The sequence below is a fragment of the Nonomuraea sp. bgisy101 genome (assembly GCF_057708945.1).
The window spans coordinates 398,750-424,293 of record NZ_JBYITD010000002.1; the positions used below are offsets into that span (position 1 = coordinate 398,750).

Below are 25,544 nucleotides of genomic sequence, written 5' to 3' on the forward strand. Positions count from 1 at the left end.
TTCCGGGCGACGGTGAGATACCGGGGACACGCCCTGGAGGGTGACGACCGGGTCAGCGTTCGTCGTAGCCGGGGTCCACGGTCTCGGGCGACACCCCGAGCAGCGAGGCGACCTGCTCCACCACGGTGTCGTGCACCAGCGCCCCCAGCATGTCGCGGTCCCTGGCGCGCGCCTCCAGCGGCCGCCGGTAGATCACCACCGATGCCGGCTCGCCCGCCGCCGCCGTGTCGGCCCTTCCGAACGGGATGGGATCCGCCCCCATCCGCCCAGGGCCGTCGCCGAGCTCGCTGACCGGAGGCACCTCCTCCACGGCGAACTCCACGGCGGCGAGCTGCTTGCCCCACTTGGGTTTGAGCCGGTCGACCGCGTCGAGGACGAGGTCGTCGAAGCGCTCGCTGCGCGAGCGGGCGAGAGGAACGTACGAAGGGGCGAGCGGGCCGCGCAGGCCGCGCCCGTGGCGGTCGCGCCGTCGAGGGCCACGCGTGGGTGTCACCACCCCAGCTTAAGCTTTCGGTCGCACCTAATCAGGGCCAACATCGGTACAGGTGGGTGGAAACAGTGGGACAGGTGTCCGAATTGTGGCGACACGCTCGTTAAGAGCGCTCAGGTAGTGGCGCCTCGCACGCATAGCAGATACGGTCCCTCCGTGAGCCCCGTCCGTCGCTGTTCCCGCACTGCTTGCAGTCAGCCTGCCGTTTTCACGCTCACGTACGTATACGCCGACTCGACCGCTGTTCTCGGCCCCTTGGCGACGTACGCGGAGCCGCATTGCTATGACCTGTGCGCCGAACACGCCGAACGGCTGACCGCCCCCCGCGGGTGGGAGGTCGTGCGCCTGCCGACGGACGGTGGCAGCCCCAGCACCGACGACCTCGAGGCGCTGGCGAACGCCGTCCGCGAGGCGGCCAGGCCGGCGCCGTCCGGCGGAACCGAGCCCGTCGGGCAGGGCGTCGAGGTCGGCCGTCGCGGCCACCTGCGAGTTCTGCGCTCCGCCCAACCCCACCGGGACCGCTAGTAGGCTCGTCCCAGTAGGCAGGCGACCAAGGGGCGGACGAGTGGGCGATCTCTCCAGGATCTTCAAGGCGTACGACGTGCGCGGCGTGGTGCCCGAGGAGCTCGACGAGGAGAGCGCCGAGGCGGTCGGGGCGGCGTTCGTGGACGTGCTCGGCGCGACGCAGGCCGTACTCGCCCATGACATGCGGGTGTCCTCGCGCGCGCTGGCCGACGCCTTCATCCGCGGCGCCACCGCCAGGGGCGCGGACGTGATCGACGCCGGGCTCGGCTCCACCGACCTGCTCTACTACGCCAGCGGCAGCCTCGGCCTGCCGGGCGTGATGTTCACCGCCAGCCACAATCCCGCCCGCTACAACGGCATGAAGATGTGCCACGCCGAGGCGGTGCCCGTCGGCACCGACACGGGGCTCACCGAGATCCGCGACAGGGCCGCCGCCTACCTGTCCGCCGGCATCCCGTCGGGCAAGTCCGGCAGCAGGATCGAGAAGGACCTGCTCAGCGGGTACGGCGAGCATCTGCGCTCGCTCGTCGACCTGTCGGGCATCAGGCCGCTCAAGGTGGTCGTCGACGCCGGCAACGCGATGGGCGGCCACACCGTCCCCGCCGTCTTCGAGGGGCTGCCGATCGAGGTGACGCCGCTCTACTTCGAGCTCGACGGCACCTTCCCCAACCACGAGGCCAACCCGATCGAGCCGGACAACCTGCGCGACCTGCAGCGAGTCGTGCTCGAGACGGGTGCCGACCTGGGGCTCGCCTTCGACGGCGACGCCGACAGGTGCTGGGTGATCGACGAGCGCGGCGAGTCGGTCTCGCCGTCCACGATCACCGGGCTGGTCGCGGCGCGCGAGCTGGCCAAGCACCCAGGCTCGACCGTCATCCACAACCTGATCACCTCGCGCGGGGTTCCCGAGATCATCGCCGAGCACGGCGGCGTGCCCGTGCGCACGCGGGTGGGCCACTCCTTCATCAAGGCCGAGATGGCCCGCACGGGCGCGGTCTTCGGCGGGGAGCACTCGGCCCACTACTACTTCCGTGACTTCTGGTACGCCGACTCCGGCATGCTCGCCGCGCTCCACGTGCTGGCCGCGCTGGGCGAGCAGGATCGGCCGTTGTCGCAGGTGCTGGGGCCGTTCGCCCGCTACAGTGCCAGCGGCGAGATCAACAGTACGGTCGCGGACCAGCAGGCCGCCCTGAGTCGGGTGCGGGAGCGGTTCGCGGGGCGTGGCGAGTTCGACGAGCTCGACGGCCTGACCGTGACGGGGTCCGGCTGGTGGTTCAATCTGCGTCCGTCCAACACCGAGCCGCTGCTCAGGCTGAATGCCGAGGCGGCCGACACGAGCCAGATGGCGGCGATCAGGGATGAAGTCCTCGCCGTTGTAAGGAGCTGAAGAGTGAAGATCGACGACTGGCTGCTGGAGATCCTGGCCTGCCCGGCGTGCAAGTCACCGCTGCGCGCGGAGGACGACCCTGCCAACGGCCCGGACGAGCTGGCCTGCACCGGCTGCGGCCTCATCTACCCGGTCAGGGACGACATCCCCGTGCTGCTCGTGGACGAGGCAAGGAAGCCGTGACCTGGGAGCCCGAGCGGCTCGACGACCAGTCCCTGCTCGCCGAGGCGGACCAGGGCGCGATGCTGCCCGCGATCGCCGCGGCGGCCGCCCAGGTGCGCACCGCCCACCGCGACGCGAGCGAGGCGGGCGTCGCGCGCCTTGCTCGCGACGGCAGGCCGAGGGCGATCGTGGTGGCGGGCATGGGCGCGGCCGCGCTCGCGGGGGACATCCTGGCGGTGATCTGCGGGTACGGCGCGCCGCTGCCGATCGTCACCGTGCGCTCCGGAAGGCTGCCGGGCTGGGTGGGCGCCGCCGACCTGGTCATGGCGGTGTCGAGTTCGGGTCAGACGACGGAGACGCTCGCCGTGGCGGCCGAGGCCGTACGACGGGGCGCGTCGCTGATGGCGGTGGGCGCTCAGGGCTCGCCGTTGCAGGCGGTCGCCACACAGTCGTCGGCGCTGTTCGTGCCGGTGACGGCGCAGGGCCCGCCGCGTGCCCGCCTGTGGAGCCTGGCCGTGCCGCTGCTGGCGGGCGCTGGTGCGCTGGGGCTCACGCAGGACGGCACTGACCTGTTCGAGGGGGTGGCCAGGGCGCTGGAGGACATGGCGCACCGCTGTCGTCCTTCGAGCGAGTCGTTCGTCAATCCTGGCAAGGCGCTGGCCATGGAGCTGGCCGAGAGCGTGCCCATGGTGTGGGGCGCCTCGCCGTTGACCGCGGTCGCGGCCCACCGGCTGGCGCTCCAACTTCATGAGAACGCGAAATATCCAGCGATCTGGGGCGAGCTCCCCGAGGCACTTCACAACCAGCTCGCGGTGCTCGACGGCCCGCTGGCCGAACGCGACATCTTCGCCGACACCGCCGAGCGCACGCTGCGGCTGGTCGTGCTGCGCGAGGCCGACGACCGGCCACAGGCGCTGTTCAAGGTGGCCGAGGACCGCGGTGTACCGGTCAGCGAGCTGATCGCGGAAGGCGTCAACCCGCTCGAACGGCTGGCCACGCTGATCGAGCTGGTCGACTACGCGAGCGCCTATCTCGCGCTCGGCTACGGCATCGATCCGACCCCGGTGACATCGATCACAGAGCTAAAGGCGAGAATTTCCCAATAAGATCCCATGTCCGGGAATTCAGTGGCATGAGTGGAGAAGTGCGTTGAGCGCCAGCGGCGGTACGAAAGCGATCATTGCGGCATTGGGGGCGAATCTCGCGATCGCCGTGGCCAAGTTCGTCGCGTTCCTGTTCACGGGCTCCTCCTCCATGCTGGCCGAGTCGATCCACTCGGTGGCCGACTCGGGCAACCAGGCGCTGCTGCTGCTCGGCGGCAAGCGGGCGCAGCGGAGCCGCACCAAGGAGCACCCGTTCGGCTACGGCAGGGAGCGCTACTTCTACGCCTTTGTGGTCGCGGTCGTGCTGTTCACGATCGGCGCCGTGTTCTCCATCTACGAGGGCATCCACAAGATCGGCGACCCGCACGCCATCGAGTCGCCCGCATGGGCGTTCGGCGTGCTGATCTTCGCGATCATCGCGGAGGCCTTCTCCTTCAGGACGGCCATCAAGGAGTCGAACGAGCACCGCGGAAGCCAGAGCTGGGTGGCGTTCGTCCGCCGCTCCAAGTCGCCCGAACTGCCGGTGGTGCTCCTGGAGGACCTCGGCGCGCTGCTCGGTCTGATCTTCGCGCTGTTCGGCGTCACCATGGCCGTGATCACGGGCGACGGCGTCTGGGACGGCATCGGCACCCTGATGATCGGTGTGCTGCTGGCCATCATCGCGATCATCCTGGCGATCGAGACCAAGTCGCTGCTGCTCGGCGAGGGAGCCTCGCCCGAGGTCGAGACGCAGATCAGGACCGCCCTCGAGAGCGCGCCCGAGGTGGCTCGCGTCATCCACATGCGCACGCTGCACCTCGGCCCTGAGGAGCTGCTGGTCGCCGCGAAGATCGCCGTCGACCACGACGACACGGCCGCCGAGATCGCCCGCGGCATCGACGAGGCCGAGCAGCGCATCCGCGCCGCCGTCCCCATCGCCCGCGTCATCTACCTCGAACCCGACCTGGACAAGGCCGCCGCCAGATAGCCCCCTCGGCGGCCTCCCCCCTGGAAAGCGGCGAACGGGTCACTCGTGCCCGGTGATGCAGGAGGTCCCCGCGTCGGTCTGGTCGAACAGGCAGCGCCCGCCCTTGTCGAGCGTGATGACCTTCTTGACGGTGCTGAACTGACGCAGCGTCCTGTCGATCGTGTGCAGGACGCGCGCGTCGGCGCCGATGCCGAGCCCGACCACCGTGCGGCAGAAGCGCAGAGTCGCGGTGCCCTTCGTGATCGAGAGCTTGAAGTCGGCGCCGCAGTTCGACTTGCCCTTGATCTGCGGGCCGAGCTCCGAATGCAGGCCGCGCTTGCGCTCTGCCTTGGTCGGGCCCTTGATGAGCTGCTGGACGGCGAACGTGGCCACCCCGCTGTTGGGGGCCTTCCTGGTCACGGCGACGACCTTGCCGGGAATGTCGAAGTCGGCGGAGAAGTAGACCTTCACCGTCGGCCCCGAGGAGGCCGCTGACGCCGGCGCGGGCATCAGGGCGAGCGCGGGGGCCACCGCGACGGCGGTGGCGAGAACGAGAGCCTTCATACCCGATTGGACGATCTGTTCCCCGCTCTGGTTTGCAGCAGTCGCAGCGCCTTCTCCTTCTCGAAGTCCAGGGCCCTCCTGGGCGCCTGAAGGCGGCCGACGCGCAGGCCCAGATCCCTGACGGCCTGCGTCACCGCGGGCTCGGCCAGCGCCCGCAGCGCGAAGGCGAGCTCGGCGGGAGAGACGTCGAACCGCTTCTCCAGCTCCACCGCCTGGGCCACGGCCGTCAGGTCCTCCTCGGTGAACCTGCGATGGGCGCCCTGCTCCCTGACCGGCGGCAAGAGCCCCAGTGCCTCCCTGTAGCGGAGCATCCGAGGGGACATCCCCAACCGTCTCGCTGCCTCCGTGATGCGCATCCTTACATTCTTGTGGAAGATTCGACCCCCGTGGGATGCGACGTGGAGAACCCGCGCTTAAACTCAACGGCGACAACTTCGTGTATCGAGGGGTAAAACAGATGGACTTCAAGGTCGCAGACCTTTCACTCGCCGACTTCGGCCGCAAGGAGATCCGGCTCGCCGAGCACGAGATGCCCGGCCTCATGGCGGTTCGTAAGGAGTACGCGGCCTCCCAGCCCCTCCGCGGCGCGAAGATCATGGGCTCGCTGCACATGACCATCCAGACCGCCGTCCTCATCGAGACGCTCGTCGCGCTCGGCGCCGAGGTCCGCTGGGTCAGCTGCAACATCTTCTCCACCCAGGACCACGCCGCCGCCGCGGTCGCCGTCGGCCCCAACGGCACGGTCGACAACCCGCAGGGCGTGCCCGTCTTCGCCTGGAAGGGCGAGACGCTGGAGGAGTACTGGTGGTGCACCGAGCAGGCGCTCACCTGGCCGGGCGGCGAGGGCCCGAACATGATCCTCGACGACGGCGGCGACGCCACGCTGCTGGTCCACAAGGGCGCCGAGTACGAGAAGGCAGGCGCCGTCCCCGCCGCCTCCGAGGAGGACCCGGAGGAGTGGCACGTCATCATCGACCTGCTCACCCGCACGGTCGGCGAGGACAAGAAGTGGACGAACATCGCTGAGCAGATCAAGGGCGTCACGGAGGAGACCACCACCGGTGTCCACCGCCTCTACGAGATGTTCAAGAGCGGATCGCTGCTGTTCCCGGCGATCAACGTCAACGACTCGGTGACCAAGTCGAAGTTCGACAACAAGTACGGCTGCCGCCACTCCGTCATCGACGGCCTCAACCGCGCCACCGACGTCCTCATCGGCGGCAAGGTGGCCGTGGTCTGCGGCTACGGCGACGTCGGCAAAGGCTGCGCCGACGCGCTGCGCGGCCAGGGCGCACGCGTCATCGTCACCGAGATCGACCCGATCTGCGCGCTCCAGGCGGCCATGGACGGCTTCCAGGTCACCACGCTGGAGGACGTCGTCGGCATCGCCGACATCTTCGTGACCACCACCGGCAACTTCGACATCATCACGGCCGACCACATGGCCAAGATGAAGCACCAGGCGATCGTCTCCAACATCGGCCACTTCGACAACGAGATCGACATGGCCGGCCTGGCGAAGACCCCCGGGATCGTCAGGAACAACATCAAGCCGCAGGTCGACGAGTGGATCTTCGAGGACGGCCACTCCATCCTCGTGCTGGCCGAGGGCCGCCTGATGAACCTGGGCTGCGCGACCGGCCACCCGTCGTTCGTGATGTCCAACTCCTTCACCAACCAGGTCATCGCGCAGATCGAGCTCTTCACCAAGACCGAGGAGTACCCGATCGGCGTGTACACGCTGCCCAAGCACCTGGACGAGAAGGTCGCCCGCCTCCACCTCGACGCGCTCGGCGTGAAGCTCACCACGCTGACCAAGGCGCAGGCGGAGTACATCGGCGTCGACGTCGAGGGCCCGTACAAGCCGGAGCACTACCGCTACTGACCGGTTTCGCGACGGCGGGCGCCCGGCTCCGGGCTCCCGCCGTCTTCCCATATCCCGGTCCGCGTGGCCGCGGATGGCCGTCCTCTGATGACCGTCCTTCATCCCGTACGGCAGGCGGGGCCGGCGCCTCCGCGGTGGGGAATCCGGGCGTGGGAGCCACGTGACGGTGGCCACCGGAGTCCTGCTGGAGTGCTGTGATGGACGGGCGGTCACCGGTGACCACGGTGGCCGTGAGCCGGCGTGCCGTACGAGAAAGTGGAGTTGTCGTGGGAGAGCGGCGGATTGCCTGGGCGGGCAGAGGGATGCCCGTGCTGACCGCGATCGGGGAGCGGTTCGCGCGCGAGCGCCCGTTCGACGGTCTCAGGATCGCCGCGTGCCTGCACGTGACCGCCGAGACCGCCGTCCTCATGGGCGCGCTCAAGGCCGGCGGTGCCGAGATCGCGCTGGCCGCCTCCAACCCGCTCTCCACCCAGGACGACGTCGCCGAGGCGCTCCAGGGCTACGGCATCGCCGTCCACGCGCGCGCGGGCGTCGACAGGGCGACCTACTACCGCCACATCCACCAGGCGCTGGACCTGGCGCCCGACATCGTCCTGGACGACGGCTGCGACCTGGTCAACATCCTCCACACCGAGCGCACCGATCTGCTCGACGGTGTCAGCGGCGGTTGCGAGGAGACCACCACCGGCATCATCAGGCTGCGGCAGATGGCCGCGGAGGGCGCGCTGAGGTTCCCCGTGGTCGCGGTCAACGACACGCGGACGAAGCGGATGTTCGACAACAGGTACGGCACCGGCCAGTCGACGCTCGACGGCATCATGCGCGCCACCAACGTGATGCTCGCCGGCCGCACGGTCGTGGTCGCCGGGTTCGGCTACTGCGGGCGGGGCGTCGCCGAGCGGGCCAAGGGTCTCGGCGCCCGCGTGATCGTCACTGAGATCGACCCTGTCAAGGCGCTCGACGCCTCGCTCCAGGGCTACGAGGTCCGGGCGATGGGGGCCGCCGCGCCGGTCGGCGACCTGTTCGTCACCGTCACCGGCAACCGCGACGTCATCACGGCCGAGCACCTGGCGGCGATGAAGGACGGCGCGATCCTCGCCAACGCCGGGCACTTCGACATCGAGATCGACGTGCGCGCGCTGGAAGGGCTCGCCGTGGCGCTGAACCCGGGGGTGCGGCCCAACACCGACGAGTACGTGCTCGCCGACGGCCGCCGCCTGCTGCTGCTGGCCGAGGGCCGCCTGGTGAACCTGACCGCCGCGGAGGGCCACCCGGCCGCCGTCATGGACATGTCCTTCTCCGCGCAGGCCCTCGCCGTCGCCTGGCTGACGACCGAGCGGGTACGGCTCGCGCCGGGCGTCTACGACGTGCCCGAGGACATCGACGTCGAGGTGGCCAGGCTCAAGCTGGCCGCGGCCGGCATCGAGATCGACCGGCTGACGGCCGAGCAGGAGGACTACCTCCACTCCTGGCGGACAGGCTCCTGACCCTTCGCGTCACAGTTCCCGGACAATCACTTGGTTGATCTCTGGACTACATGGATAATCCAGGGCATTTCCGTCTCTGGAGGCTCCATGAGATTGCGTGGCTTATCCGCCCTCGTGGCGGGGATCGTCGTGGCGATCGCCCTGGTCCCCGTCCCCGCCTCGGCCGCCGATGAGGTCACCAAGAGTGACAACATCCGGCACGAAGCCCACCTCGATCTGCCCACCGGTGTGCAGATCAATACCGACATCGCCTTCCAGGGCGACTACGCCTACGTGGGCAGTTACACCGGATTCTCGATCTACGACATCAAGCACCCCAAGCGCCCCAAGCTGGTCAGCGCGGTCAGCTGCCCGGGTGGCCAGATGGACGTCACGATCTACGGCGACCTCCTTGTCACCTCCGTCGACGAATCGCGCAAGGACGACTCCTGCGCCAGCACGCCGCAGCCGGCGAGCGAGAAGAGCTCGTGGGAGGGCCTGCGGATCTTCGACGTCAGCGACAAGGCCAACCCCAGGTACGTCAAGTCCGTGGAGACCAACTGCGGCTCGCACACCCACACGCTCGTGCCCGGCAAGTCGCGTGACGCCTTCTACGTCTACGTCTCCTCGTACTTCCCGGCGGCCAACCTCCCCGACTGCCAGCCGCCGCACGACCGCATCTCCGTGGTCAAGGTGCCCGTACGCAACCCGAGCGCGGCCGCCGTGGTCAACATGCCGGTGATCTTCCCCGACGGCGGCAACGACCGCACCCAGCAGCCCAACCTCCTCGCCGACACCACCGGCTGCCACGACATCACCGTCTACGCCGAGAAGGACCTCGCCGCGGGCGCCTGCATGGGCGACGGCGTGCTCATGGACATCTCGGACAGGGAGAACCCCAAGGTCATCGACACCGTACGCGATACGAACTTCGCGTTCTGGCACTCGGCGACCTTCAACAACGCGGGCACCAAGGTGGTCTTCACCGACGAGCTCGGCGGCGGCACGCAGGCCCGCTGCACCGCGGCCGAGGGCCCGACCAGGGGCGCCGACGCCATCCTCGACGTCGTCGACAAGAAGTTCGTCTTCAAGAGCTACTACAAGATCTCCAGGATCCAGGCGAGCACCGAGAACTGCGTCGCCCACAACGGGTCGCTGATCCCCGTGAAGGGGCGCGACATCATGGTGCAGGCGTGGTACCAGGGCGGACTGTCGGTCTGGGACTTCACCGACTCGGCCCGCCCGCGGGAGATCGCCTTCTTCGACCGGGGCCCGATCAACGACACCCAGCTCACGCTCGGTGGATTCTGGTCGGCGTACTACTACAACGGCTACATCTTCGGCAGTGAGATCTTCCGGGGCTTCGACGTCTTCCGGGTCAGGGACCCGCGCGTGAACCCGGCCGACGGTGTCCACACCGACCGGCTGAACGTGCAGACCCAGACCCGCTACAGAGGAGGCCACGGCCACTGACGGCCCTCCACGCCCGGGCCCGCGCCCTCCCCGGCGCGGGCCTTCCCGCACGACCACCCCTCTACGGCGCGCGCTCCCTGGGGCCGGTGCCGTCTCCCTCGGCGCGGGCCGGGGCGCGGTGGACGGGGTGTGGTCGTCAGGTGGGCGGTGCGAGCGGGCCGGGGTGGGCGGCGTGTGGTCGTCAGGTGGGCGGTGCGGCGGTCAGCGGGCCGACTGCATCTCGCGCATCCGGCGGATCTCCGCGGTCTGCTCGACGCCGATGTCGGTGGCGAGCTCGGTGATCCGCTGGTGAGAGCCCTCGCCCAGCACCTTCGTCGACATCGTGATCGCCCCTGTGTGGTGAGCGATCATCAGCTCGAGGAAGAGCTTGTCGAACGCCGCCCCCGACGCCGCCTTCAGCGCCTCCATCTGTTCGGGCGTGGCCATGCCCGGCATGTCGGCGTGTCCCGCGTGGTGGTCCGGCACCTTCTGGCCCTGGTCCTGGAGCCACGTGGTCATGTACTGGATCTCCGGCCCCTGCGCGTCCTTGATCCGGGAGGCGAGCCCCTTCAGCTTCTCCGAGCTGGCCCTGGAAGGGGCGAGGATCGCCATGTCGAGCGCCTGCCGGTGGTGAATGATCATGTCCTGCATGAACGTCACGTCCACCGCGTTGGCCGTAGGCGTGGGAACGGCGGTCGCGGCCTCGGCAGGCGACAGCGTCCGTGCCGGCTCGCCCGGTTTGCCCGGCGCGAGCACCGGTGCCGTCGACGTGTCCGTGGCGGCGACGGGACGGCTGTCACCACTGCAGCCCGAGAGGGCGATCACCGTACCAGTGATGACAATGAGCGCGGCGCGCACCTGACCTCCCTGTGTCGAGAGAGCGAACTGTAAACCATAACCGTGATCATTAAAAAGACGGCAAAGCGCAATATCATCTGACATTCTGGACGCTAGTCACCAGACGGGTCGCGGGTGAAGATTCTCTACATTTATGTCCCCTTTACGGAGGCAACTGAGTGATCACCCCCCGCAAAGCCCTCGTCATGCTCGGAGCGGCGAGCGCCTTGGTCCTGACGGCGATGCCCGCCCAGGCGTCTGACATCCCCGCCCCCGGCGAGATCGTCATGAGCCCGAACATCGAGCACGTCACCAACGTGCCCAGGCCGGGCGCACTGACCGACATCCACACCGACATGGCCTTCCAGGGCGACTACGCCTACGTCGGCAACTACGCCGGTTTCTCGATCTACGACATCAAGCACCCGAAGCAGACCAGCCTCGTCAGCTCGGTGGTCTGTCCGGGTGGCCAGATGGACGTGTCCGTCTACGGCAACCTGCTGTTCGGCTCCGTCGACTCCTCCCGCAACAACGACTCGTGCAACAGCACGTCGCAGAGCGCGTCGATCAAGGAGTCGTGGGAGGGCGTCCGGATCTTCGACATCAGCGACAAGACCAACCCGACATACATCAAGTCGGTTGAGACCAACTGCGGTTCGCACACCAACACCTTGGTGCCGGACAAGACGGGCGAGAACGTCTACATCTATGTCTCGTCCTACAGCCCGAACGCCAACTTCCCGGACTGCAAGCCCCCGCACGACCTGATCTCGGTCATCAAGGTGCCGCTGAACAACCCGACGGCCGCCGCGGTCGTCGGTACGCCGGTGCTGTTCCCGCCCAAGGACACCAACGGCGACGGCATCCCCGACGAGGACGGCTACGGAGGCGTGCCGCTGCCGTACCCGAACGGCAAGTCGGCGACCAGCGGCTGCCACGACATCACCGCCTACCCGGAGAAGGACATCGCGGCCGGCGCCTGCATGGGTGACGGCATCCTGCTCGACATCTCCGACCGCGAGCACCCGCGCGTCACCGAGGTGGTCCGCGACACGGAGAACTTCGCCTTCTGGCACTCGGCGACGTTCAACAACGAGGGCACCAAGGTCATCTTCACCGACGAGCTCGGCGGCGGCACCCGTGCCACCTGCAACGCGGCCATCGGCGCCAACCGGGGCGCCAACGCCTACTACGACCTCGTCGGCGGAAAGCTGGAGCGTCGCGGCTACTTCAAGATCGCCCGCCACCAGGCGGACACCGAGAACTGCGTCGCGCACAACGGCTCGCTGATCCCGGTCAAGGGGCGCGACATCATGGTGCAGGCCTGGTACCAGGGCGGCATCTCCGTCGTCGACTTCACCGACTCGACCCGGCCTGAGGAGATCGCGTACTTCGAGCGCGGTCCTGACAACACCGCTCCCGCGCTGTCCGGCGGGTTCTGGTCGGCGTACTACTACAACGGCTACATCTACGGCTCGGACTTCAACCTGGGGCTCGACGTGCTGCGGATCAATGACCCGCGCACGAACCAGGCCAAGCACGTCAAGTTCGACGCGCTGAACGCCCAGACGCAGATGTCGTACCGCGAGCACGGATACGACGACTAGGAACATCACACCCCCAAAGCCGCCAGGGCCCGCCCCTGGCGGCTTTGTCATGTCCACGGCTCCTCCGGGCGTCCACCTCTGCTGCCGGGCCGTAGTGATCCGGCCTTGCCAACCATTGTCGACACCTGTTATTCATTTAACAAGTGTCGACGGGAAAGAGGGTTGGGATGAGCACCCGGTACCACCCCCGGATGATCAGCTTTCACGGCGTCGAGGCCGTTGGCGGCTGGAAGGTGAAGATGTACGGCATCGCCGCACATACCGAGACTCCTCGTGCCGCTCTGATGGAGGCGACCGCGAAGATCGCGGCGTCGGCGCTGCCGTCTCCGCTCGGTCACGGCCGCCACGGCGTGGGCTTCGCCATCGCGCACGACGCGGCGGACTACTGCTTCGCGCTGGTGGACTGGTGGTCCGGCGAGAACGAGATCCACCAGCGGCTGTTCTCCGCGCCCCTCGCCCAGCCGCAAGCGCTACGGCCCCATCCGAGTGAGGCCATCGGCTGCGTGTGGGAGCTGGCCGTCACCGACTTCGAACGGCGGGCGTGGCTGCGGCACGTGCTCGCCAACCCGGACGGCCCGGACCTGGACGCCTACGTGGCGGCCACCTTCCAAGAAAGGATCTGACATGGGCATGACGCTGGAACGGCTGGCGGACTTCGGCGCGGCATGGAAGAAGAAGGACCTCGATCTGCTCATGGAGTTCATGACGGACGACTGCGTCTTCCACGCCTCCGTCGGAGTCGAGCCCGGCACGACCTTTCGCGGGCGGGACGAGGTGCGTCGCGGGTTCGCGCTGATGATCGCCCATGACGAGGGGCTCGAGTCGCAGGGCGGAGACGCGTTCATCGCCGGTGACCGCGGCGCCTCTCAGTGGTCGTACTCCCGTACGGACGAGGACGGGCAGGTGCACGAGGTGCACGGCTGCGACCTCTTCGAGTTCGAGGGCGACCGCATCCGGGTGAAGGACGCCTACCGCAAGGTCCACGGGGACATCGGCGATGCTGCCGCCCGCTAGACCGGAGGAGGTCACCGACCTGCCCGAGGACATCGCGCTGCTCCACCACTTCGCCAACACGGAGGATCTACGCGGATTCGTCGCTCACGGGCAGCGGTTGACCGCACATGACGTGCTCGCCACGCCCGCCGATCTCGAACGCTGGCTGCGTGAGCACGACCTGCTGGGTCCCGGCGAGCCGGTGGGCGACGCGCACCTGGCCCGCGCCCACGCACTGAGGGCGGCGCTTCGCGACGCCCTTCGCCAGGACGGTGAGGCCGGCGAGGTGCTGCTGGACTTCCCCTGGCAGGTCAAGCTGACGGCTCTGGGCGCCCAGCCGGTGGTCTGCGGCGACCCGGTGACCACCGCGCTGGCGCGGATCGTGGTGGCGGCGCTCACCGTCACCGCGAACGGAACCTGGCATCGGCTCAAGATGTGTCCCGCGCCCGACTGCCAATGGGTCTTCTACGACCGATCCCGCCCCGGCCGGGCCCGGTGGTGCTCGCCCCTGTTGTGCGGCAACCGGATGAAGACCCAGGCCTATCGCCGACGCGGTGCGACGCAGACCCCGTGACCGAGCCGATCCACGCTTTCCAGCCCGAACCCCAGCAAGGAGTCGCGAGACATGATCCGGCCAGACACTCGCCCCGTTGACCGCGGGGGACCTCCGACATGCGGCAGGAGGCTCCTCACTGACGAGGGCGCACGTCCTGCGCCCCATCACGCACCCCCTCGAGACGCCGGAACGGCGGGGGAACCCGGCGTCCCATGCGTGAGAGCCTCGTCCAGCTTCAGGCCCGCGACACGGGCCGGCCGACGCCGCAGCTCCCGCCGTCGCCAGGCCGCGACGAGTACTGGCCGCTCTTCGCCGGGGGAAGCTGGTCGCCGAGCGACCATGTCGCCGCGGTCACCGATCCCGACACCGGCGACCTCGTGGGCCAGGTCGCCATGGCGGGCCACGCGGAAGCCGAGGCCGCCCTGGCGGCAGCCGTACGGACGATGGAAGGGCCGAGATGGCCCGCCGGCGAGCGGGCCGCCGTCCTGGACGGCGCGGCCGAGCGGATCGGCGACGCCGGCGAGACCTTCGCACGGCTGATCGCGGCCGAGGGCATCAAGACGATCCGCGAGGCACGCAAGGAGGTGGCCCGCGCCGCCCACACCCTGCGGCTCAGCGCGGCCGCCGCCCTGGGGCCCGCCGAGGCCGCCCCACCGGCGGACGACCGGCCGGGCACCGCCGGCTGGCGCGGGTTCGTCCATCGGCAGCCCGTGGGCGTCGTTCTGGCGATCACTCCCTACAACGACCCGCTGAACCTGGTCGCCCACAAGGTCGGCCCCGCTCTCGCCGCGGGCAACGCCGTCGTCGTCAAACCCCACGAGCGCACACCGCTGTCGGCTCTCCTGCTCGCCAGGGCGCTCAGTGACGCGGGCCTGCCCCCGGGACGGCTCAGCGTGCTCCCCGGTGACGCGACCATCGCCTCCTCCATGATCGCCGATCCGCGGGTCAGATTCGTCAGCTTCACCGGCGGAAGGACCGTCGGCGCTCGCGTGCACCGAACCGCCGGCCTGAAGCGAACGCTCATGGAGCTCGGCGGCATCTGCCCGACGATCCTGATGGAGGACACCGACCTCGACCTCGCCGTCCCCGCCCTCGTCGACGGGGCGTTCGGCGCCGCAGGACAGAACTGCCTGCACGTTCAGCGCATTCTGGTGCACCGCTCGCTCTACGCCGAGGCTCGCGAACGCCTCATCGAGGCCACCACGCTCGTGCGCGGAGGACCCAAGTCGCGAGAAGACAGCGAGATGGGACCGCTCATCGACGCCGCGGCGCTCCAACGGGTCAGCGGGCTCGTGAACAACGCCCACGACCATGGTGCGATCGTCCTGGCAGGCGGCGACACCGACGGGCCCCGCTACCTCCCGACGCTGCTCGAGAACCTTCCCGACAGCGCGGACCTCTCCCATGAAGAGGTGTTCGGCCCGGTGGTCGGCCTCGAGGCCTTCGACACCGCATCCCAGGCGATCGAGATGGCCAACCGGAGTGGAGGCGGCATCCAGGCGGGCGTGTTCACCCGCAACCTCGAAGTCGCAGAAACCCTTGCCGCCGCCCTCGACTTCGGAGGGGTCGTCATCGGCGGCACCAGCGACCGCCGCTCCGACGCCCTGCCGTTCGGCGGGACAGGGAACGCCGGCCACGGGCGGGAGGGGGTCGGCTATGCGGCCGCCGCCATGGCGGAGCTCAAGACCGTCCTGATGGTGCCCACCGGTCCCTGACCGCCGCGATCCGGGATCCCTCCACCGCCGCCCGTCCGGCCCGGTCCCCACGTGTCGAAACGCCCGTGGCCGGAGCGGAGGGACCGCGGCGCGGTGTCCTGAGTTCGGGGGACCCGCAGCCGTGGCCGGAGCGGAGGAGCTGTGACGTGGTGTCGTGAGTTCGGGGGAGCGGCAGTTGTGGCCGGAGCGGAGGGGCTGTGGCGTGGTGTCGTGAGTTCGGGGAACCCGCGGCGCCGTTCCCCTGGGGCGGCGGCCCCGAAGGGTGTGAGGGCGGTGCTCTCGTGCGGAGGCAGCCGTGGGTCTGCGACGGTGCCCCGACCCCTTCGCCCGCCCTGGATCATCCGTGGAAGCCCGGGTGGGTGTGGTGGTTGACGGGACCGAGGGGGTGATCGGTGCTCAAATGGTGGGGACGAAGGGAGCAAGCGATGCCGAAACCTCACCCCGCTCTCCAACGGCTGGACGTCTTCGTGGGCGAGTGGGAGATCTGCCTGTCCATCGGCGACCAGGACACCGCCATCGGCCGGACGGTGTTCGAGTGGACGGAGGACGGCGCGTTCCTCGTCCAGCGTTCGGAGGCGAAGGTGGCGGAGGACATTCCTCCGGAGTGGGTGGCCGACTCGCCGTTCCCGGTCACCTCCGTCATGGGGCTCGACGACGCCTCCGAAGAGCTGTCCATGCTGTACGCCGACGGGCGGGGCGTCCACCGCGTCTACCGGATGAGCTTCGACGGCGGCACCTGGCGCGTGTGGCGGGAGGTGCCGGGCTTCGACCAGCGCTTCACCGCCACCTTCAGCGACGGCGGCGGCACGATCAACGGCTACTGGGAGATGTCGCGCGACGGTTCCACCTGGGAGCACGACTTCGACCTGACCTACAGAAAGGTCGCGTAGGCAAGGCGTATCGGCTCGGTATCGGGTCGGAATATGAGTGATTTGCGATGAGATAGTGGGTCGGGTCTGATCATTGTGTCTCGACGGGAGGTCCCGGTGGCGTCCAGACTCGGCCGCTTTCTCATGGTGGCCGGTGCGGCCCTGACTCTGGTGGCGTCCATGACGCCGGCGCAGGCGGAGTCGGCTGAAACGATCATCAAGAGCCCCAACGTCAAGCACATGGCGAACCTGCCCAAGACCGGGTCGTTCGCGGGCGCTGAGGCGTTCAACTCCGATCTGGCCTTCCAGGGCAACTATGCCTTCCAGGGCAACTACAACGGGTTCACGATCTATGACATCAAGGACCCGGCGCAGCCGAAGGTGGTCAGCCGCGTGTCCTGCCCCGGTGCGCAGAACGACGTCTCGGTGCAGGGCGACCTGCTCTTCCTGTCCGTGGACTCCTCGCGCGACAGCGACTCCTGCAAGAGCGACTACGGCGTGCCCACGAGCAAGGCGTCGTGGGAGGGCATCAGGATCTTCGACATCAGCGACAAGGCCCGGCCGAAATACCTCAAGGCGGTCGAGACGGCCTGCGGCTCGCACACGCACACCCTGGTGCCCGCCACGTCGAGCAAGTCGGTCTACCTGTACGTCTCGTCGTACATGCCGGCCGACATCTACGCCGAGTGCAAGCCGCCGCACGACAAGATCTCCATCGTCAAGGTGCCGCTGGACGAGCCCACGGCCGCGAAGGTCGTCTCCACGCCCGTGCTCTTCCCCGAAGGCGGCAACGAGCAGCAGGAGGGCCTGCTGCTGCCCACCAGCGGGTGCCATGACATCACCGTCTTCCCCTCCAAGAACCTGGCCGCCGGCGCGTGCATGGGGGACGGCGTGCTCATGGACATCTCCGACCGCGAGCACCCCAAGGTGACGGCGACCGTCACCGACGAGAACTTCGCCTTCTGGCACTCGGCGACCTTCAACAACACGGGCACCAAGGTCGTCTTCACGGACGAGCTCGGCGGTGGCCTGTCGGTCACCTGCAACGCGCGGATCGGCGGGCAGCGCGGAGCGAACGCGATCTTCGACATCGTGGACGGCCGGCTGACCCATCAGGCGTACTTCAAGATCCCGCGGCATCAGGCGGACACCGAGAACTGCGTCGCGCACAACGGCTCGCTGATCCCGGTCAAGGGCAAGGACATCATGGTGCAGGCGTGGTACCAGGGCGGGGTCTCGATCTGGGACTTCACCGACTCGGCTGCTCCGAAGGAGATCGGATACTTCGATCGTGGCGCGCTGAGCCCGCGCCGCACGGGCGGGTCATGGTCGGCGTACTACTACAACGGGTTCATCTACAGCAGTGACATCCAGCAGGGGTTCGATGTGCTGCGGATCTCTGACAGCCGGACTGACGCGGCGGCCAAGGTGCGGCTGAAGGCGCTGAACACGCAGACCCAGCTCCCGTTCTGACCCTCGCCGCGCGCCGTCTCGGGAGGCGGCGCGCGGCGACGGCCGGACCCGGGAGACCGCGCCTTCGCAACCCGACGCCACCGGCCCGACCCGCCCAATCCGCCAACCGGACCACAGAAACCCGAGCACGCTCCTGATGCCGTGGTGCCGTGGTGCCGTGGTGCCGTGGTGCCGTGGTGCCGTGGTGCCGTGGTGCCGTGGTGCCGGGGTGCCGGGGTGCTGTTTGGTGTCGGCTACTGGGGTGGGGCGAAGCCGCCAGGGGTGACGCCAGGCGTCGTGGGGTCGGGCGACGAGGGACCGGGCGGGGCGGGGGCAGGCCGCGCGGGCCCGGTCGGCGCGTAGCCGGGAGTGGGTCCCGCCGCGGGTCCGTAGGCGGGTCCGGGCGGTGGGCCCGATGCGGGGCCCGGTGTGGGGCCTGTGGGGCCGGGAGCGGGCCAGGCGGCTGGGGCGGGCCAGCCGGGAGGCGGGGGCGGGGCGGCCGGGGCATGCGGATGAGAGTACGGCCCGCCGTACGGCACGGGCGGCGGCTGCGGCCCCGCCTGTGGACGGCCGCCCGCCGCGGGCGCGCCCTGTGGATAACCCAGCCGCGCCTGGTCCCGCCGACGGCGTTCGGCCAGCACCGCGCTCAGGTACGCATGGGGAGGCACCCCGGGCGGCGGCTGAGGGGTGACGTAGGCGGCCACCTGGGTGGCGATCCGCACCCCCATCTCGTGCTGCACGGCGGGTGACAGGTCGCGCCACCGCAGCAGGTACTGCCGAGCCGCCCCCGCCACCTCGCCGGGCAGCTGGGACAGCTCCAGCGTCCGCGCCCACCCTTCCAGCGCGGGCGGCATCAGGACCGGCTGCGAGGCGCCGCTCGGCCCCCGCTCGGAGATCACGATCGTCCCCGCGAACGCGTCGCCGAGCCGTTTGCCCCGCTGCGAGACCAGGGAGGCGATGAGCGCCGGCGCCCCGAAGAACATCCAGAACTCCAGCACCCCCGCCAGGCCCCTGAACAGCGCCTGCCGGAACCGCTCAGGCCCGCCGTCGTCGCTGACGACCCGCAGTCCGAGCGCGAGCTTGCCGAGGCTGCGTCCCCGCGTCGCCGTCTCGAAGATGACGGGGTATCCGACCATCACCAGCACGCTGATCAGGATCGACACCGCGGCTGCGAGGGCGGGGTCCGACACGATGGACGCCGAGGCGATCAGCAGCACGGCCCCGACCAGCAACACGATCTGCACGATCATGTCGATCACGAGTGCCACGGCCCTGATGGGCGGCTGCGCCACCCTGACCTCCACGACGACCGCGTCGCCGGTTACCACCTCGGACATAAGGGGAGCCTAGTGCCAGAATGTCCCGGTGGACATTGACGCCTTCGTCGCCGCGCACCGCCCCGCATGGGACCGCCTGGAGCACCTGGTACGGCGGCGCAAGTCGTTGACGGGCGCGGAGGTGGACGAGCTGGTCGAGCTCTACCAGCGGGTGTCGACCCACCTGTCGATCGTGCGCTCGGGCACCCAGGACGCGGTGCTCGTCGGAAGGCTGTCGGCCCTGGTGGCCAGGGCCCGTTCGGCGGTGACGGGCGCGCACGTGCCCGTCTGGCGGGAGTTCGTCAGGTTCTTCACCGTGTCGTTCCCGGTGGTCGCCTACCGGGCCAGGTGGTGGTGGCTGATCACGACGCTGGCCTTCCTCGCCGTCTCGTGGATCATGGGCGCGTGGGTGGCGGGCGACCCCGCCGTGCAGGCCGCGGTCGGCACGCCTGAGGAGATCAAGCAGCTCGTCGAGCATGACTTCGCCGACTACTACTCGGAGAATCCCGCCGCCTCGTTCGCCAGCCGGGTCTGGATCAACAACGCGTGGTTGTCCATGCAGGTCATCATGCTCGCCATCTTCCTCGGCCTGCCGATTCCGTGGATTCTTTTCCAGAACGCCGCGAACGTGGCGATCGCGGGTGGCCTGATGGCCTCCCGCGACAAGCTCGACGTCTTCTTCGGCCTGATCCTGCCGCACGGCCTGCTGGAGCTGACCGCGGTGTTCCTGGCCTCGGCGGTCGGCATGCGTCTCGGCTGGATGGTCGTCGCGCCAGGCCCGCGCCGCAGGATCGACGTGATGGCAGAGCAGGGCAGGGCGGTGATCAGCGTGGCGATCGGGCTGGTGGTGGTGCTGTTCGTGTCGGGGCTGATCGAGGCGCTGGTCACGCCGTCGGGCCTGCCGACGTGGGCGCGCGTGGGCATCGGCGTGCTGGCCCTCGTCGCGTTCCTCGCCTACATCGGCTACTTCGGGCGGAAGGCGGAGCGGCAGGGGGAGACCGGCGACCTCGAGCGGGCGCCGGACGTGGTCCCGACGAGCTAGAGCCGCCCCGCTGCCTTCAGCGCCAGGTAGGCGTCGGCCAGGGCGGGCGCGAAGTCCTCGGGCAGCGCGTCGACGACCTCGACGCCGTGCCCCCTGAGCCGGGCGGTGATGCGCTTGCGCTCGCCGATGGCACGCGAGGCCGCCGCCGCGTCGTAGACGAGCTCCGCCGTACCCCTGCCGGCCGCCATTTCGGCGACGCGGGGATCGGAGACGCCCGCGACCAGCACCAGGTGTTTGGCGGACAGCTGGGGCAGCATCGGCATCAGGCCCTCGTCGAGCGCGGCGGAGTTGAGATCGGTGAGCACCACCACCAGCGCCCGCCGTCTGGCCCTGGCCAGGATGGCGGCGACCATGCCGGGCGCGTCGGACTCCACCAGCGAGGACTCGATCGGCGCCATGACGTTCACCAGCGCCGACAGCAGCTCGGTGCGGGAGGCGCCGGCCACCCAGGCGCGCACGCCCCTGTCGTAGGCGAGGAAGTCGACCTGGTCGCCCGCCTTGGCCGCAAGGGCGGACAGCAGCAGGGCCGCGTCCATCGACCAGTCGAGCCGCGGCCAGCCCGAGCCGACCCTGCCCGCCGAGGTGCGCCCCGTGTCGAGCACGATCAGGACGCGTCTGTCGCGTTCGGGCCGCCAGGTGCGCACCACGACGTCGTTGCGCCTGGCGGTGGCCCTCCAGTCGATGGAGCGCACGTCGTCGCCGACCACGTACTCACGCAGCGAGTCGAACTCCGTGCCCTGCCCCCTGACCAGCGCGGGATGGCTGCCCTCCAGCTCTCGCAACCTCGCGAGCCGCGACGGCAGGTGCTTGCGCGACAGGAACGGCGGCAGCACCCTGAGCGTCCACGGCGCGCTGTGGCCGCCCTGCCGCGCGGCCAGCCCCAGCGGCCCGAACGCGCGGACGGTCACCGCGACGGACGAGCGGTCGCCGCGGCGGGTGGGCGTCAGCTCGAGGTCGATCCGCCGCTTCTCGCCCGCGGGCACGTCGATGGGGACCGATCGGGCGGCGAGCCCCGCCGACGGCTGCCACGCGTCGCGCAGCAGGCCACGCACCCTGCGCGGCCCCGGGTTCTCCACGACGAGCGACACGGTGGCCGTCTGGCCGAGCCGTACCGTCGTGTCGCCCGAGCGGGTGAACCTGAGCGGCCGCACGGCCCCGGCGAACAGCAGGTCCACCACGACGGCAGCGGCCAGCAGCAGGCAGCAGGCCGCCACCGCGTAGCCAGGGCCCGGCGCGAACAGGACCACCACGACGCAGAGTGCCGCGATCAGCCCCGCACGCCCCGTCAGCGCCATCAGCGGGGAACCGGCACGGCGGCCAGGATGCCGTCGAGCAGGCCGTCGGAGGTCGCGCCCTCCAGCTCCGCCTCGGGCCGCAGCTGGACCCTGTGCCGCAGCGCGGGCCTGGCCAGCGCCTTCACGTCGTCAGGCGTCACATAGGTACGGCCGGACAGCCACGCCCACGCCCGCGAGGTCGCCAGCAGCGCCGTCGCCCCGCGCGGGGACACGCCGAGCTGGAGCGAAGGCGACTGCCTGGTGGCCCTGGCCAGGTCGACGATGTAGCCGAGCACCTCGGGCGCCACGTGCACCGCCGCCACGGCCTCGCGCCCCGCCGCCAGGTCGTCGGCGGAGGCGACCGGCTTGACCTGGCTCAGGTCGCGGGGGTCGAAGCCGCGAGCGTGTCGTTCGAGCACGGCGATCTCCTGGTCCCGCGGCGGCAGCGGCACGGTCAGCTTCAGCAGGAACCTGTCGAGCTGCGCCTCGGGCAGCTGGTAGGTGCCTTCGTACTCGACCGGGTTCTGCGTGGCGCACACCACGAAGGGGTCGGGCAGCAGCCGCGCGTCGCCCTCGACGCTGACCTGGCGCTCCTCCATCGCCTCGAGCAGCGAGGCCTGTGTCTTCGGCGGGGTGCGGTTGATCTCGTCGGCGAGCAGCAGGTTCGTGAACACCGGGCCTTCGCGGAACTCGAACTCGGCCGTCTTCGCGTCGTAGATCAGCGAGCCGGTCACGTCGCCCGGCATCAGGTCGGGCGTGAACTGCACGCGCTTGAAGTCGAGCGACATCGCCGCCGCGAGCGTGCGCACCATCAGCGTCTTGGCGACGCCCGGCACGCCCTCCAGCAGCACGTGCCCTCTGCACAGCAGCGCGATGACCAGCCCTGTCACCACCGCGTCCTGGCCGACGACGGCCTTGGCCACCTCGGCACGCAGCGCGCCGAGCGCCTCGCGCGCGTCGTCGCCGCGTCCCGCCACGCGGGTGGTCTCCTCAGTGTTCACGAACCAGCCTCTCGATTTCGTCCAAGTATCCCGCCAGGGCCACGAGCTCCGCGTCGACGGCGGGCGGCGGGCCGTACAGCGCCGCTCCGAGCCACCCGGGGTCCTGACCCGTCCGTACGGCGAGCGCCGCGACGACCTCGTTGGCCCCCGCGCCCGAGCCGAGCCCGAGCCGGGGGACGAGGCGGTCGAGCGCGCCGCCACGCAGCGCCTCCGCCGCCTGGGCTCTGGCCCTGCGCGCGTTGTAGAGGCGGCCTCTGCCCTCCACGGTCTCGGCCGCCCTGACCACCACGGGCAGCCGCTCGGCCACCACGGGGCCCAGCCGTCTGCCCTGCCAGAAGGCGGCCAGCGCGACCGCGACGGCCGCCATCGCCACCGCCCACGGGATGCTCGCGGGCAGCAGTTCCTGGATGCTCTTGCCGCCGGGACCCGCAACGGAGTCCCCTCCGGGCGGGACGGGCGCGGGAACCAGCCAGGTCACCGCCTTGCGCGTGCTGAGCAGGTGGAGGGCGAGCGCGGCGTTGCCGTCCTCGGCCAGTCGCTGGTTGGTCATGAAATCGCCGCTGCCGACCGCGGTGACCGTACCCGAGACCATGAGGGACCCGTCGTAGCAGGAGGTGCCGCCCGCCTCGAACAGCAGAGCGCCCAGGTAGGCGCTGCCGGCCGCGCGGGCGGCGGGCAGGTCGCAGCCTGGCTCGCGCGAGCGCAGCCGGAGCGTGCCCTCGGCGACGATGTCGGGCGCCAGCACGTCGAAGTACGGCTGGCTGCCGACCACCACCCTGTCGCCGGGGAGCGCGGCCAGCCGCTCGGCCTCGGCGTAGCCGCCGTTCCACGGCGCTCCGACCAGCAGCAGCCTGTCTCCTTCACGCGCCAGCGTCTCGGCGGCGGTCACCGAGTCCACCCTGTCGACCCGGACGCCCTGCGCCCTCAGCAGCTGGGCCAGCGCCTTGGAGCCGCGCAGGGAGGTGTCGTCGGGGTCGAGGTAGCGCCCAGGGCCCGCGCCGCCGGAGATCAGCGCCCCGATCACGGCCGTCGCCACGACCAGCAGCCCGACGAGCACGCCCGCCCTGGCGCGCCGCCACAGTCCCGCCGTGGTGGGGGAGGTCGAGACGCTCACAGCGCCACCGGCCTGGCCACGCGGAGCCGCTCGTCCAGCTCGCGCATCATCGCGTAGGCGTCAGAGGTGCCCGGCACGCCGCCGTAGGCGACGTCGTCGAAGGCGCGCGCGGCGGCGGCGAGCTCGTCCGCGAAGGCGGGCAGCGACCTGCCGGCCTCGGCCGCCAGCTCGTCCGCCGTACGGCCCGGCATGGTGTCGACCAGGGCCCTGTCCTGCAGGTCGCGGGCGATCGCGCGCAGCCGCTCCTGGACGGCCTCGGCCCAGCGGCCCTCGGCGGCCAGACTCTCGGCGGCCAGGCGGTGCTCGGCCGCGGTCATCGCCCTGCCGCCGAACAGGTCGCCTGACTCGGGCGCGTGCGCGCGCGCCGACCTGCGCGACAGCCACACCATCGCCCACACGGCGGCGACGACCACCAGGATGAGCAGCAGCGCCGCGATGACGGGCCCGACAGTGCCGCCGCCCGGCGTGAACTCGCCGAGGTCGCCGAGCCACTGCTGGAAGCCGCGCCAGAGCCTGTCAGGCAACGACTCCGTGGCGTACCCGGCTCTGGCCAGCTCCTCGGCGGCCCTGCGCTGGGCCTCCTCCCGTTCAGGAGGGGTCACGGCCTGCGGGCGTTCGACGGGTGCCAGAGCTCGTCGGCCGAGGCGTGCACCCAGCCCTGGCGCTGCTGTTCGAGCGCGGCGGTCTGCAGGACCAGGTCGAAGGCCTCGCTGCGCATCCGCCTGTCGGTGTAGAGCAGGCCGGTCACGCCCGCCTGCAGCGGATAGGTGATCATCGCGCCGAGGGTGGTGCCGATGGCGAACACGACGGCGACCAGGATGGTCGCGCCCGTGGAGCCGCCGCCCATCACGCCGGCGATGCCCGCGATCAGCCCGAACGGGAAGCTGAGGACCGTGCTGACCAGGTAGGCGAGGACCATCGTGAGCAGGAGGATGCCGAGCACCCGCCAGAAGTCGCCGCTCACCAGCCGCCACGAGCGGCGAAGCGCCTGCACGGGACCGAGACCTTCCAGCACCACGACGGGCGCGGCGAAGGAGAACCTGGTGTTGACGAACAGCGCGTAGCCGATGTAAAGGATCATGAAGAGGGCGCCGAGCCCGACCGCGGCTCCGGGCGACCCGGCCATGGCGACCGCGTAGACGATCAGGGCGATCGGCACGGCGGGCGCCAGCATGATGGCGATGATCAGCAGGATCACCCCGAACAGCGCGGGCACCCGCGACGCGACCAGCCGCCACGCCTCGCCCGCGGTGATCTTCCCGCCGAAGACGGCACGGCCGAGGATCCTGATGAGCACGCCCGTCAGGATCGTGACCGCGACGAGGCTGACCACCGAGGAGATGATCGTGGGAAGCGTCTGCGAGAGGAAACCGCCGCTTTCCAGCGCGTCGGCGTTGGCCTGCGGGTCGGCCAGCACGGTCCCCAGCGAGCTGAGCGCCAGCGCCTGCCCGATCGAGACGGGGATGGCCGCGACGGCCGCCACGATCGCCGACAGGCCGAGCACCGACTTGGGGTTCGACCTGATCAGCTTGATCGTGCCGTCGTAGATGTCGCCGAGGCCGAGCGGGCGCAGGGGAATGATCCCAGGACGCAGCGCGGGCGGTGGCATGTAGCCGTACCCTTGGTGGCCGTAGGGCGGTGGTGGCGGGGGAGCCGGTTGCTGCCAGGCGGACGGTGCCGGGCCGCTGTAGGGGGATCCGGGCGCCTGGTAGGGAGGGGGCTGCTCAGCCGACCAGCCGGGCGGCGTCTCGTGACCGTCTGACATACACCAATCCTGGCATGATGGGC

Annotated in this window: 26 protein-coding genes; 16 read left to right on the plus strand and 10 right to left on the minus strand. The window is 70.1% G+C overall.

Going from position 1 to position 25,544, the window contains the following annotated elements; all coding sequences use genetic code 11:
- Positions 1-52: 52 nt before the first annotated feature.
- Positions 53-493, minus strand: coding sequence for a metallopeptidase family protein (locus AC3EO4_RS05420; RefSeq protein ID WP_379571223.1), 441 nt, complete (start codon positions 491-493; stop codon positions 53-55).
- 153 nt (positions 494-646) lie between these two features.
- Between AC3EO4_RS05420 and AC3EO4_RS05425 the strand changes: the two genes are divergently transcribed.
- Genes AC3EO4_RS05425 through AC3EO4_RS05445 form a run of 5 tightly spaced genes read left to right on the plus strand, consistent with a single transcriptional unit; the run spans position 647 to position 4,634 of the window.
- A complete protein-coding gene (locus AC3EO4_RS05425) occupies positions 647-1,015 on the plus strand; it encodes a DUF3499 domain-containing protein (protein ID WP_192779898.1) in 369 nt (122 codons plus the stop codon).
- Positions 1,016-1,055: 40 nt separating this feature from the next.
- Positions 1,056-2,402 carry a phosphomannomutase/phosphoglucomutase gene (locus tag AC3EO4_RS05430; RefSeq protein WP_431894070.1) on the plus strand — a complete coding sequence of 449 codons (1,347 nt, stop codon included), beginning with the start codon at positions 1,056-1,058 and terminating at the stop codon, positions 2,400-2,402.
- Between the two features lie 3 nt (positions 2,403-2,405).
- On the plus strand, positions 2,406-2,585 hold the full coding sequence (locus AC3EO4_RS05435) for a Trm112 family protein (protein ID WP_379571227.1): 180 nt from the start codon (positions 2,406-2,408) through the stop codon (positions 2,583-2,585).
- Positions 2,582-3,670, plus strand: a complete 1,089-nt coding sequence (locus tag AC3EO4_RS05440; protein ID WP_431894072.1) for an SIS domain-containing protein — start codon at positions 2,582-2,584, stop codon at positions 3,668-3,670. Before AC3EO4_RS05435 ends, AC3EO4_RS05440 begins: the two co-directional genes overlap by 4 nt.
- 43 nt (positions 3,671-3,713) lie before the next feature.
- A complete protein-coding gene (locus AC3EO4_RS05445) occupies positions 3,714-4,634 on the plus strand; it encodes a cation diffusion facilitator family transporter (protein ID WP_379571231.1) in 921 nt (306 codons plus the stop codon).
- A 39-nt stretch (positions 4,635-4,673) separates the two neighbouring features.
- On the opposite strand, the gene AC3EO4_RS05450 is transcribed toward AC3EO4_RS05445, so the two are convergent.
- Both AC3EO4_RS05450 and AC3EO4_RS05455 read right to left on the minus strand, forming a co-directional pair.
- Complete coding sequence (locus tag AC3EO4_RS05450) at positions 4,674-5,177, minus strand: GerMN domain-containing protein (RefSeq protein ID WP_379571233.1); 504 nt, start codon at positions 5,175-5,177, stop codon at positions 4,674-4,676.
- Positions 5,174-5,533, minus strand: a complete 360-nt coding sequence (locus tag AC3EO4_RS05455) for a MerR family transcriptional regulator (RefSeq protein ID WP_379571235.1) — start codon at positions 5,531-5,533, stop codon at positions 5,174-5,176. The genes AC3EO4_RS05450 and AC3EO4_RS05455 overlap by 4 nt, the downstream gene beginning before the upstream one ends.
- A gap of 101 nt (positions 5,534-5,634) precedes the next feature.
- Between AC3EO4_RS05455 and ahcY the strand changes: the two genes are divergently transcribed.
- The 3 genes from ahcY to AC3EO4_RS05470 all read left to right on the plus strand — a co-directional run bounded on the left by ahcY (position 5,635) and on the right by AC3EO4_RS05470 (position 10,001).
- A complete protein-coding gene (ahcY, locus tag AC3EO4_RS05460; protein ID WP_431894074.1) occupies positions 5,635-7,062 on the plus strand; it encodes an adenosylhomocysteinase in 1,428 nt (475 codons plus the stop codon).
- 224 nt (positions 7,063-7,286) lie between these two features.
- Entirely contained in the window at positions 7,287-8,549 is a 1,263-nt protein-coding gene (locus AC3EO4_RS05465; RefSeq protein WP_431894201.1) for an adenosylhomocysteinase, read from the plus strand.
- An 87-nt stretch (positions 8,550-8,636) separates the two neighbouring features.
- The gene (locus AC3EO4_RS05470; RefSeq protein WP_431894076.1) at positions 8,637-10,001 is read left to right on the plus strand and encodes an LVIVD repeat-containing protein; all 1,365 of its coding nucleotides are present in this window, start codon (positions 8,637-8,639) and stop codon (positions 9,999-10,001) included.
- Between the two features lie 201 nt (positions 10,002-10,202).
- Here AC3EO4_RS05470 and AC3EO4_RS05475 read toward each other — a convergent pair whose 3' ends face one another.
- Positions 10,203-10,838 (minus strand): DUF305 domain-containing protein, encoded by a 636-nt coding sequence (locus AC3EO4_RS05475; RefSeq protein WP_379571241.1) that lies wholly within the window; start codon positions 10,836-10,838, stop codon positions 10,203-10,205.
- Positions 10,839-10,996: 158 nt separating this feature from the next.
- Between AC3EO4_RS05475 and AC3EO4_RS05480 the strand changes: the two genes are divergently transcribed.
- The 7 genes from AC3EO4_RS05480 to AC3EO4_RS05510 all read left to right on the plus strand — a co-directional run bounded on the left by AC3EO4_RS05480 (position 10,997) and on the right by AC3EO4_RS05510 (position 18,030).
- The gene (locus AC3EO4_RS05480; RefSeq protein WP_379571243.1) at positions 10,997-12,424 is read left to right on the plus strand and encodes an LVIVD repeat-containing protein; all 1,428 of its coding nucleotides are present in this window, start codon (positions 10,997-10,999) and stop codon (positions 12,422-12,424) included.
- Positions 12,425-12,615: 191 nt separating this feature from the next.
- Entirely contained in the window at positions 12,616-13,047 is a 432-nt protein-coding gene (locus AC3EO4_RS05485) for a hypothetical protein (protein ID WP_431894077.1), read from the plus strand.
- A gap of 1 nt (position 13,048) precedes the next feature.
- Positions 13,049-13,438, plus strand: coding sequence for a nuclear transport factor 2 family protein (locus AC3EO4_RS05490; RefSeq protein WP_431894079.1), 390 nt, complete (start codon positions 13,049-13,051; stop codon positions 13,436-13,438).
- Positions 13,422-13,991 (plus strand): CGNR zinc finger domain-containing protein, encoded by a 570-nt coding sequence (locus tag AC3EO4_RS05495; protein ID WP_431894081.1) that lies wholly within the window; start codon positions 13,422-13,424, stop codon positions 13,989-13,991. Before AC3EO4_RS05490 ends, AC3EO4_RS05495 begins: the two co-directional genes overlap by 17 nt.
- 194 nt (positions 13,992-14,185) lie before the next feature.
- Positions 14,186-15,688 (plus strand): aldehyde dehydrogenase family protein, encoded by a 1,503-nt coding sequence (locus AC3EO4_RS05500; RefSeq protein WP_431894083.1) that lies wholly within the window; start codon positions 14,186-14,188, stop codon positions 15,686-15,688.
- Positions 15,689-16,113: 425 nt separating this feature from the next.
- A complete protein-coding gene (locus AC3EO4_RS05505; protein ID WP_431894085.1) occupies positions 16,114-16,578 on the plus strand; it encodes a hypothetical protein in 465 nt (154 codons plus the stop codon).
- Positions 16,579-16,701: 123 nt separating this feature from the next.
- Positions 16,702-18,030, plus strand: coding sequence for an LVIVD repeat-containing protein (locus AC3EO4_RS05510; protein WP_379571525.1), 1,329 nt, complete (start codon positions 16,702-16,704; stop codon positions 18,028-18,030).
- 233 nt (positions 18,031-18,263) lie between these two features.
- On the opposite strand, the gene AC3EO4_RS05515 is transcribed toward AC3EO4_RS05510, so the two are convergent.
- Positions 18,264-19,346, minus strand: coding sequence for an RDD family protein (locus AC3EO4_RS05515; RefSeq protein ID WP_431894086.1), 1,083 nt, complete (start codon positions 19,344-19,346; stop codon positions 18,264-18,266).
- A gap of 28 nt (positions 19,347-19,374) precedes the next feature.
- Between AC3EO4_RS05515 and AC3EO4_RS05520 the strand changes: the two genes are divergently transcribed.
- Complete coding sequence (locus AC3EO4_RS05520) at positions 19,375-20,367, plus strand: stage II sporulation protein M (RefSeq protein ID WP_379571256.1); 993 nt, start codon at positions 19,375-19,377, stop codon at positions 20,365-20,367.
- Here AC3EO4_RS05520 and AC3EO4_RS05525 read toward each other — a convergent pair.
- Genes AC3EO4_RS05525 through AC3EO4_RS05545 form a run of 5 tightly spaced genes read right to left on the minus strand, consistent with a single transcriptional unit; the run spans position 20,364 to position 25,521 of the window.
- Positions 20,364-21,662 (minus strand): DUF58 domain-containing protein, encoded by a 1,299-nt coding sequence (locus AC3EO4_RS05525; RefSeq protein ID WP_431894088.1) that lies wholly within the window; start codon positions 21,660-21,662, stop codon positions 20,364-20,366. The two genes, AC3EO4_RS05520 and AC3EO4_RS05525, sit on opposite strands and share 4 nt — an antisense overlap.
- Positions 21,662-22,642 carry an AAA family ATPase gene (locus tag AC3EO4_RS05530; RefSeq protein WP_379571259.1) on the minus strand — a complete coding sequence of 327 codons (981 nt, stop codon included), beginning with the start codon at positions 22,640-22,642 and terminating at the stop codon, positions 21,662-21,664. The genes AC3EO4_RS05525 and AC3EO4_RS05530 overlap by 1 nt, the downstream gene beginning before the upstream one ends.
- Positions 22,632-23,756 carry a DUF4350 domain-containing protein gene (locus AC3EO4_RS05535; protein ID WP_431894089.1) on the minus strand — a complete coding sequence of 375 codons (1,125 nt, stop codon included), beginning with the start codon at positions 23,754-23,756 and terminating at the stop codon, positions 22,632-22,634. The genes AC3EO4_RS05530 and AC3EO4_RS05535 overlap by 11 nt, the downstream gene beginning before the upstream one ends.
- Positions 23,753-24,358 carry a DUF4129 domain-containing protein gene (locus AC3EO4_RS05540; RefSeq protein ID WP_379571263.1) on the minus strand — a complete coding sequence of 202 codons (606 nt, stop codon included), beginning with the start codon at positions 24,356-24,358 and terminating at the stop codon, positions 23,753-23,755. The genes AC3EO4_RS05535 and AC3EO4_RS05540 overlap by 4 nt, the downstream gene beginning before the upstream one ends.
- On the minus strand, positions 24,355-25,521 hold the full coding sequence (locus AC3EO4_RS05545) for a glycerophosphoryl diester phosphodiesterase membrane domain-containing protein (protein WP_379571265.1): 1,167 nt from the start codon (positions 25,519-25,521) through the stop codon (positions 24,355-24,357). The genes AC3EO4_RS05540 and AC3EO4_RS05545 overlap by 4 nt, the downstream gene beginning before the upstream one ends.
- Between the last annotated feature and the right edge of the window lie 23 nt (positions 25,522-25,544).

What these genes read in the sequence shown, in the direction of transcription:
- AC3EO4_RS05450 (WP_379571233.1), bottom strand. Translation starts at nt 5,177, where the DNA reads ATGAAGGCTCTCGTTCTCGCCACCGCCGTCGCGGTGGCCCCCGCGCTC.
- AC3EO4_RS05455 (WP_379571235.1), bottom strand. Translation starts at nt 5,533, where the DNA reads ATGCGCATCACGGAGGCAGCGAGACGGTTGGGGATGTCCCCTCGGATG.
- ahcY (WP_431894074.1), top strand. Translation starts at nt 5,635, where the DNA reads ATGGACTTCAAGGTCGCAGACCTTTCACTCGCCGACTTCGGCCGCAAG.
- AC3EO4_RS05470 (WP_431894076.1), top strand. Translation starts at nt 8,637, where the DNA reads ATGAGATTGCGTGGCTTATCCGCCCTCGTGGCGGGGATCGTCGTGGCG.
- AC3EO4_RS05485 (WP_431894077.1), top strand. Translation starts at nt 12,616, where the DNA reads ATGATCAGCTTTCACGGCGTCGAGGCCGTTGGCGGCTGGAAGGTGAAG.
- AC3EO4_RS05490 (WP_431894079.1), top strand. Translation starts at nt 13,049, where the DNA reads ATGGGCATGACGCTGGAACGGCTGGCGGACTTCGGCGCGGCATGGAAG.
- AC3EO4_RS05495 (WP_431894081.1), top strand. Translation starts at nt 13,422, where the DNA reads ATGCTGCCGCCCGCTAGACCGGAGGAGGTCACCGACCTGCCCGAGGAC.
- AC3EO4_RS05500 (WP_431894083.1), top strand. Translation starts at nt 14,186, where the DNA reads ATGCGTGAGAGCCTCGTCCAGCTTCAGGCCCGCGACACGGGCCGGCCG.
- AC3EO4_RS05505 (WP_431894085.1), top strand. Translation starts at nt 16,114, where the DNA reads ATGCCGAAACCTCACCCCGCTCTCCAACGGCTGGACGTCTTCGTGGGC.
- AC3EO4_RS05510 (WP_379571525.1), top strand. Translation starts at nt 16,702, where the DNA reads ATGGTGGCCGGTGCGGCCCTGACTCTGGTGGCGTCCATGACGCCGGCG.
- AC3EO4_RS05515 (WP_431894086.1), bottom strand. Translation starts at nt 19,346, where the DNA reads ATGTCCGAGGTGGTAACCGGCGACGCGGTCGTCGTGGAGGTCAGGGTG.
- AC3EO4_RS05525 (WP_431894088.1), bottom strand. Translation starts at nt 21,662, where the DNA reads ATGGCGCTGACGGGGCGTGCGGGGCTGATCGCGGCACTCTGCGTCGTG.
- AC3EO4_RS05545 (WP_379571265.1), bottom strand. Translation starts at nt 25,521, where the DNA reads ATGTCAGACGGTCACGAGACGCCGCCCGGCTGGTCGGCTGAGCAGCCC.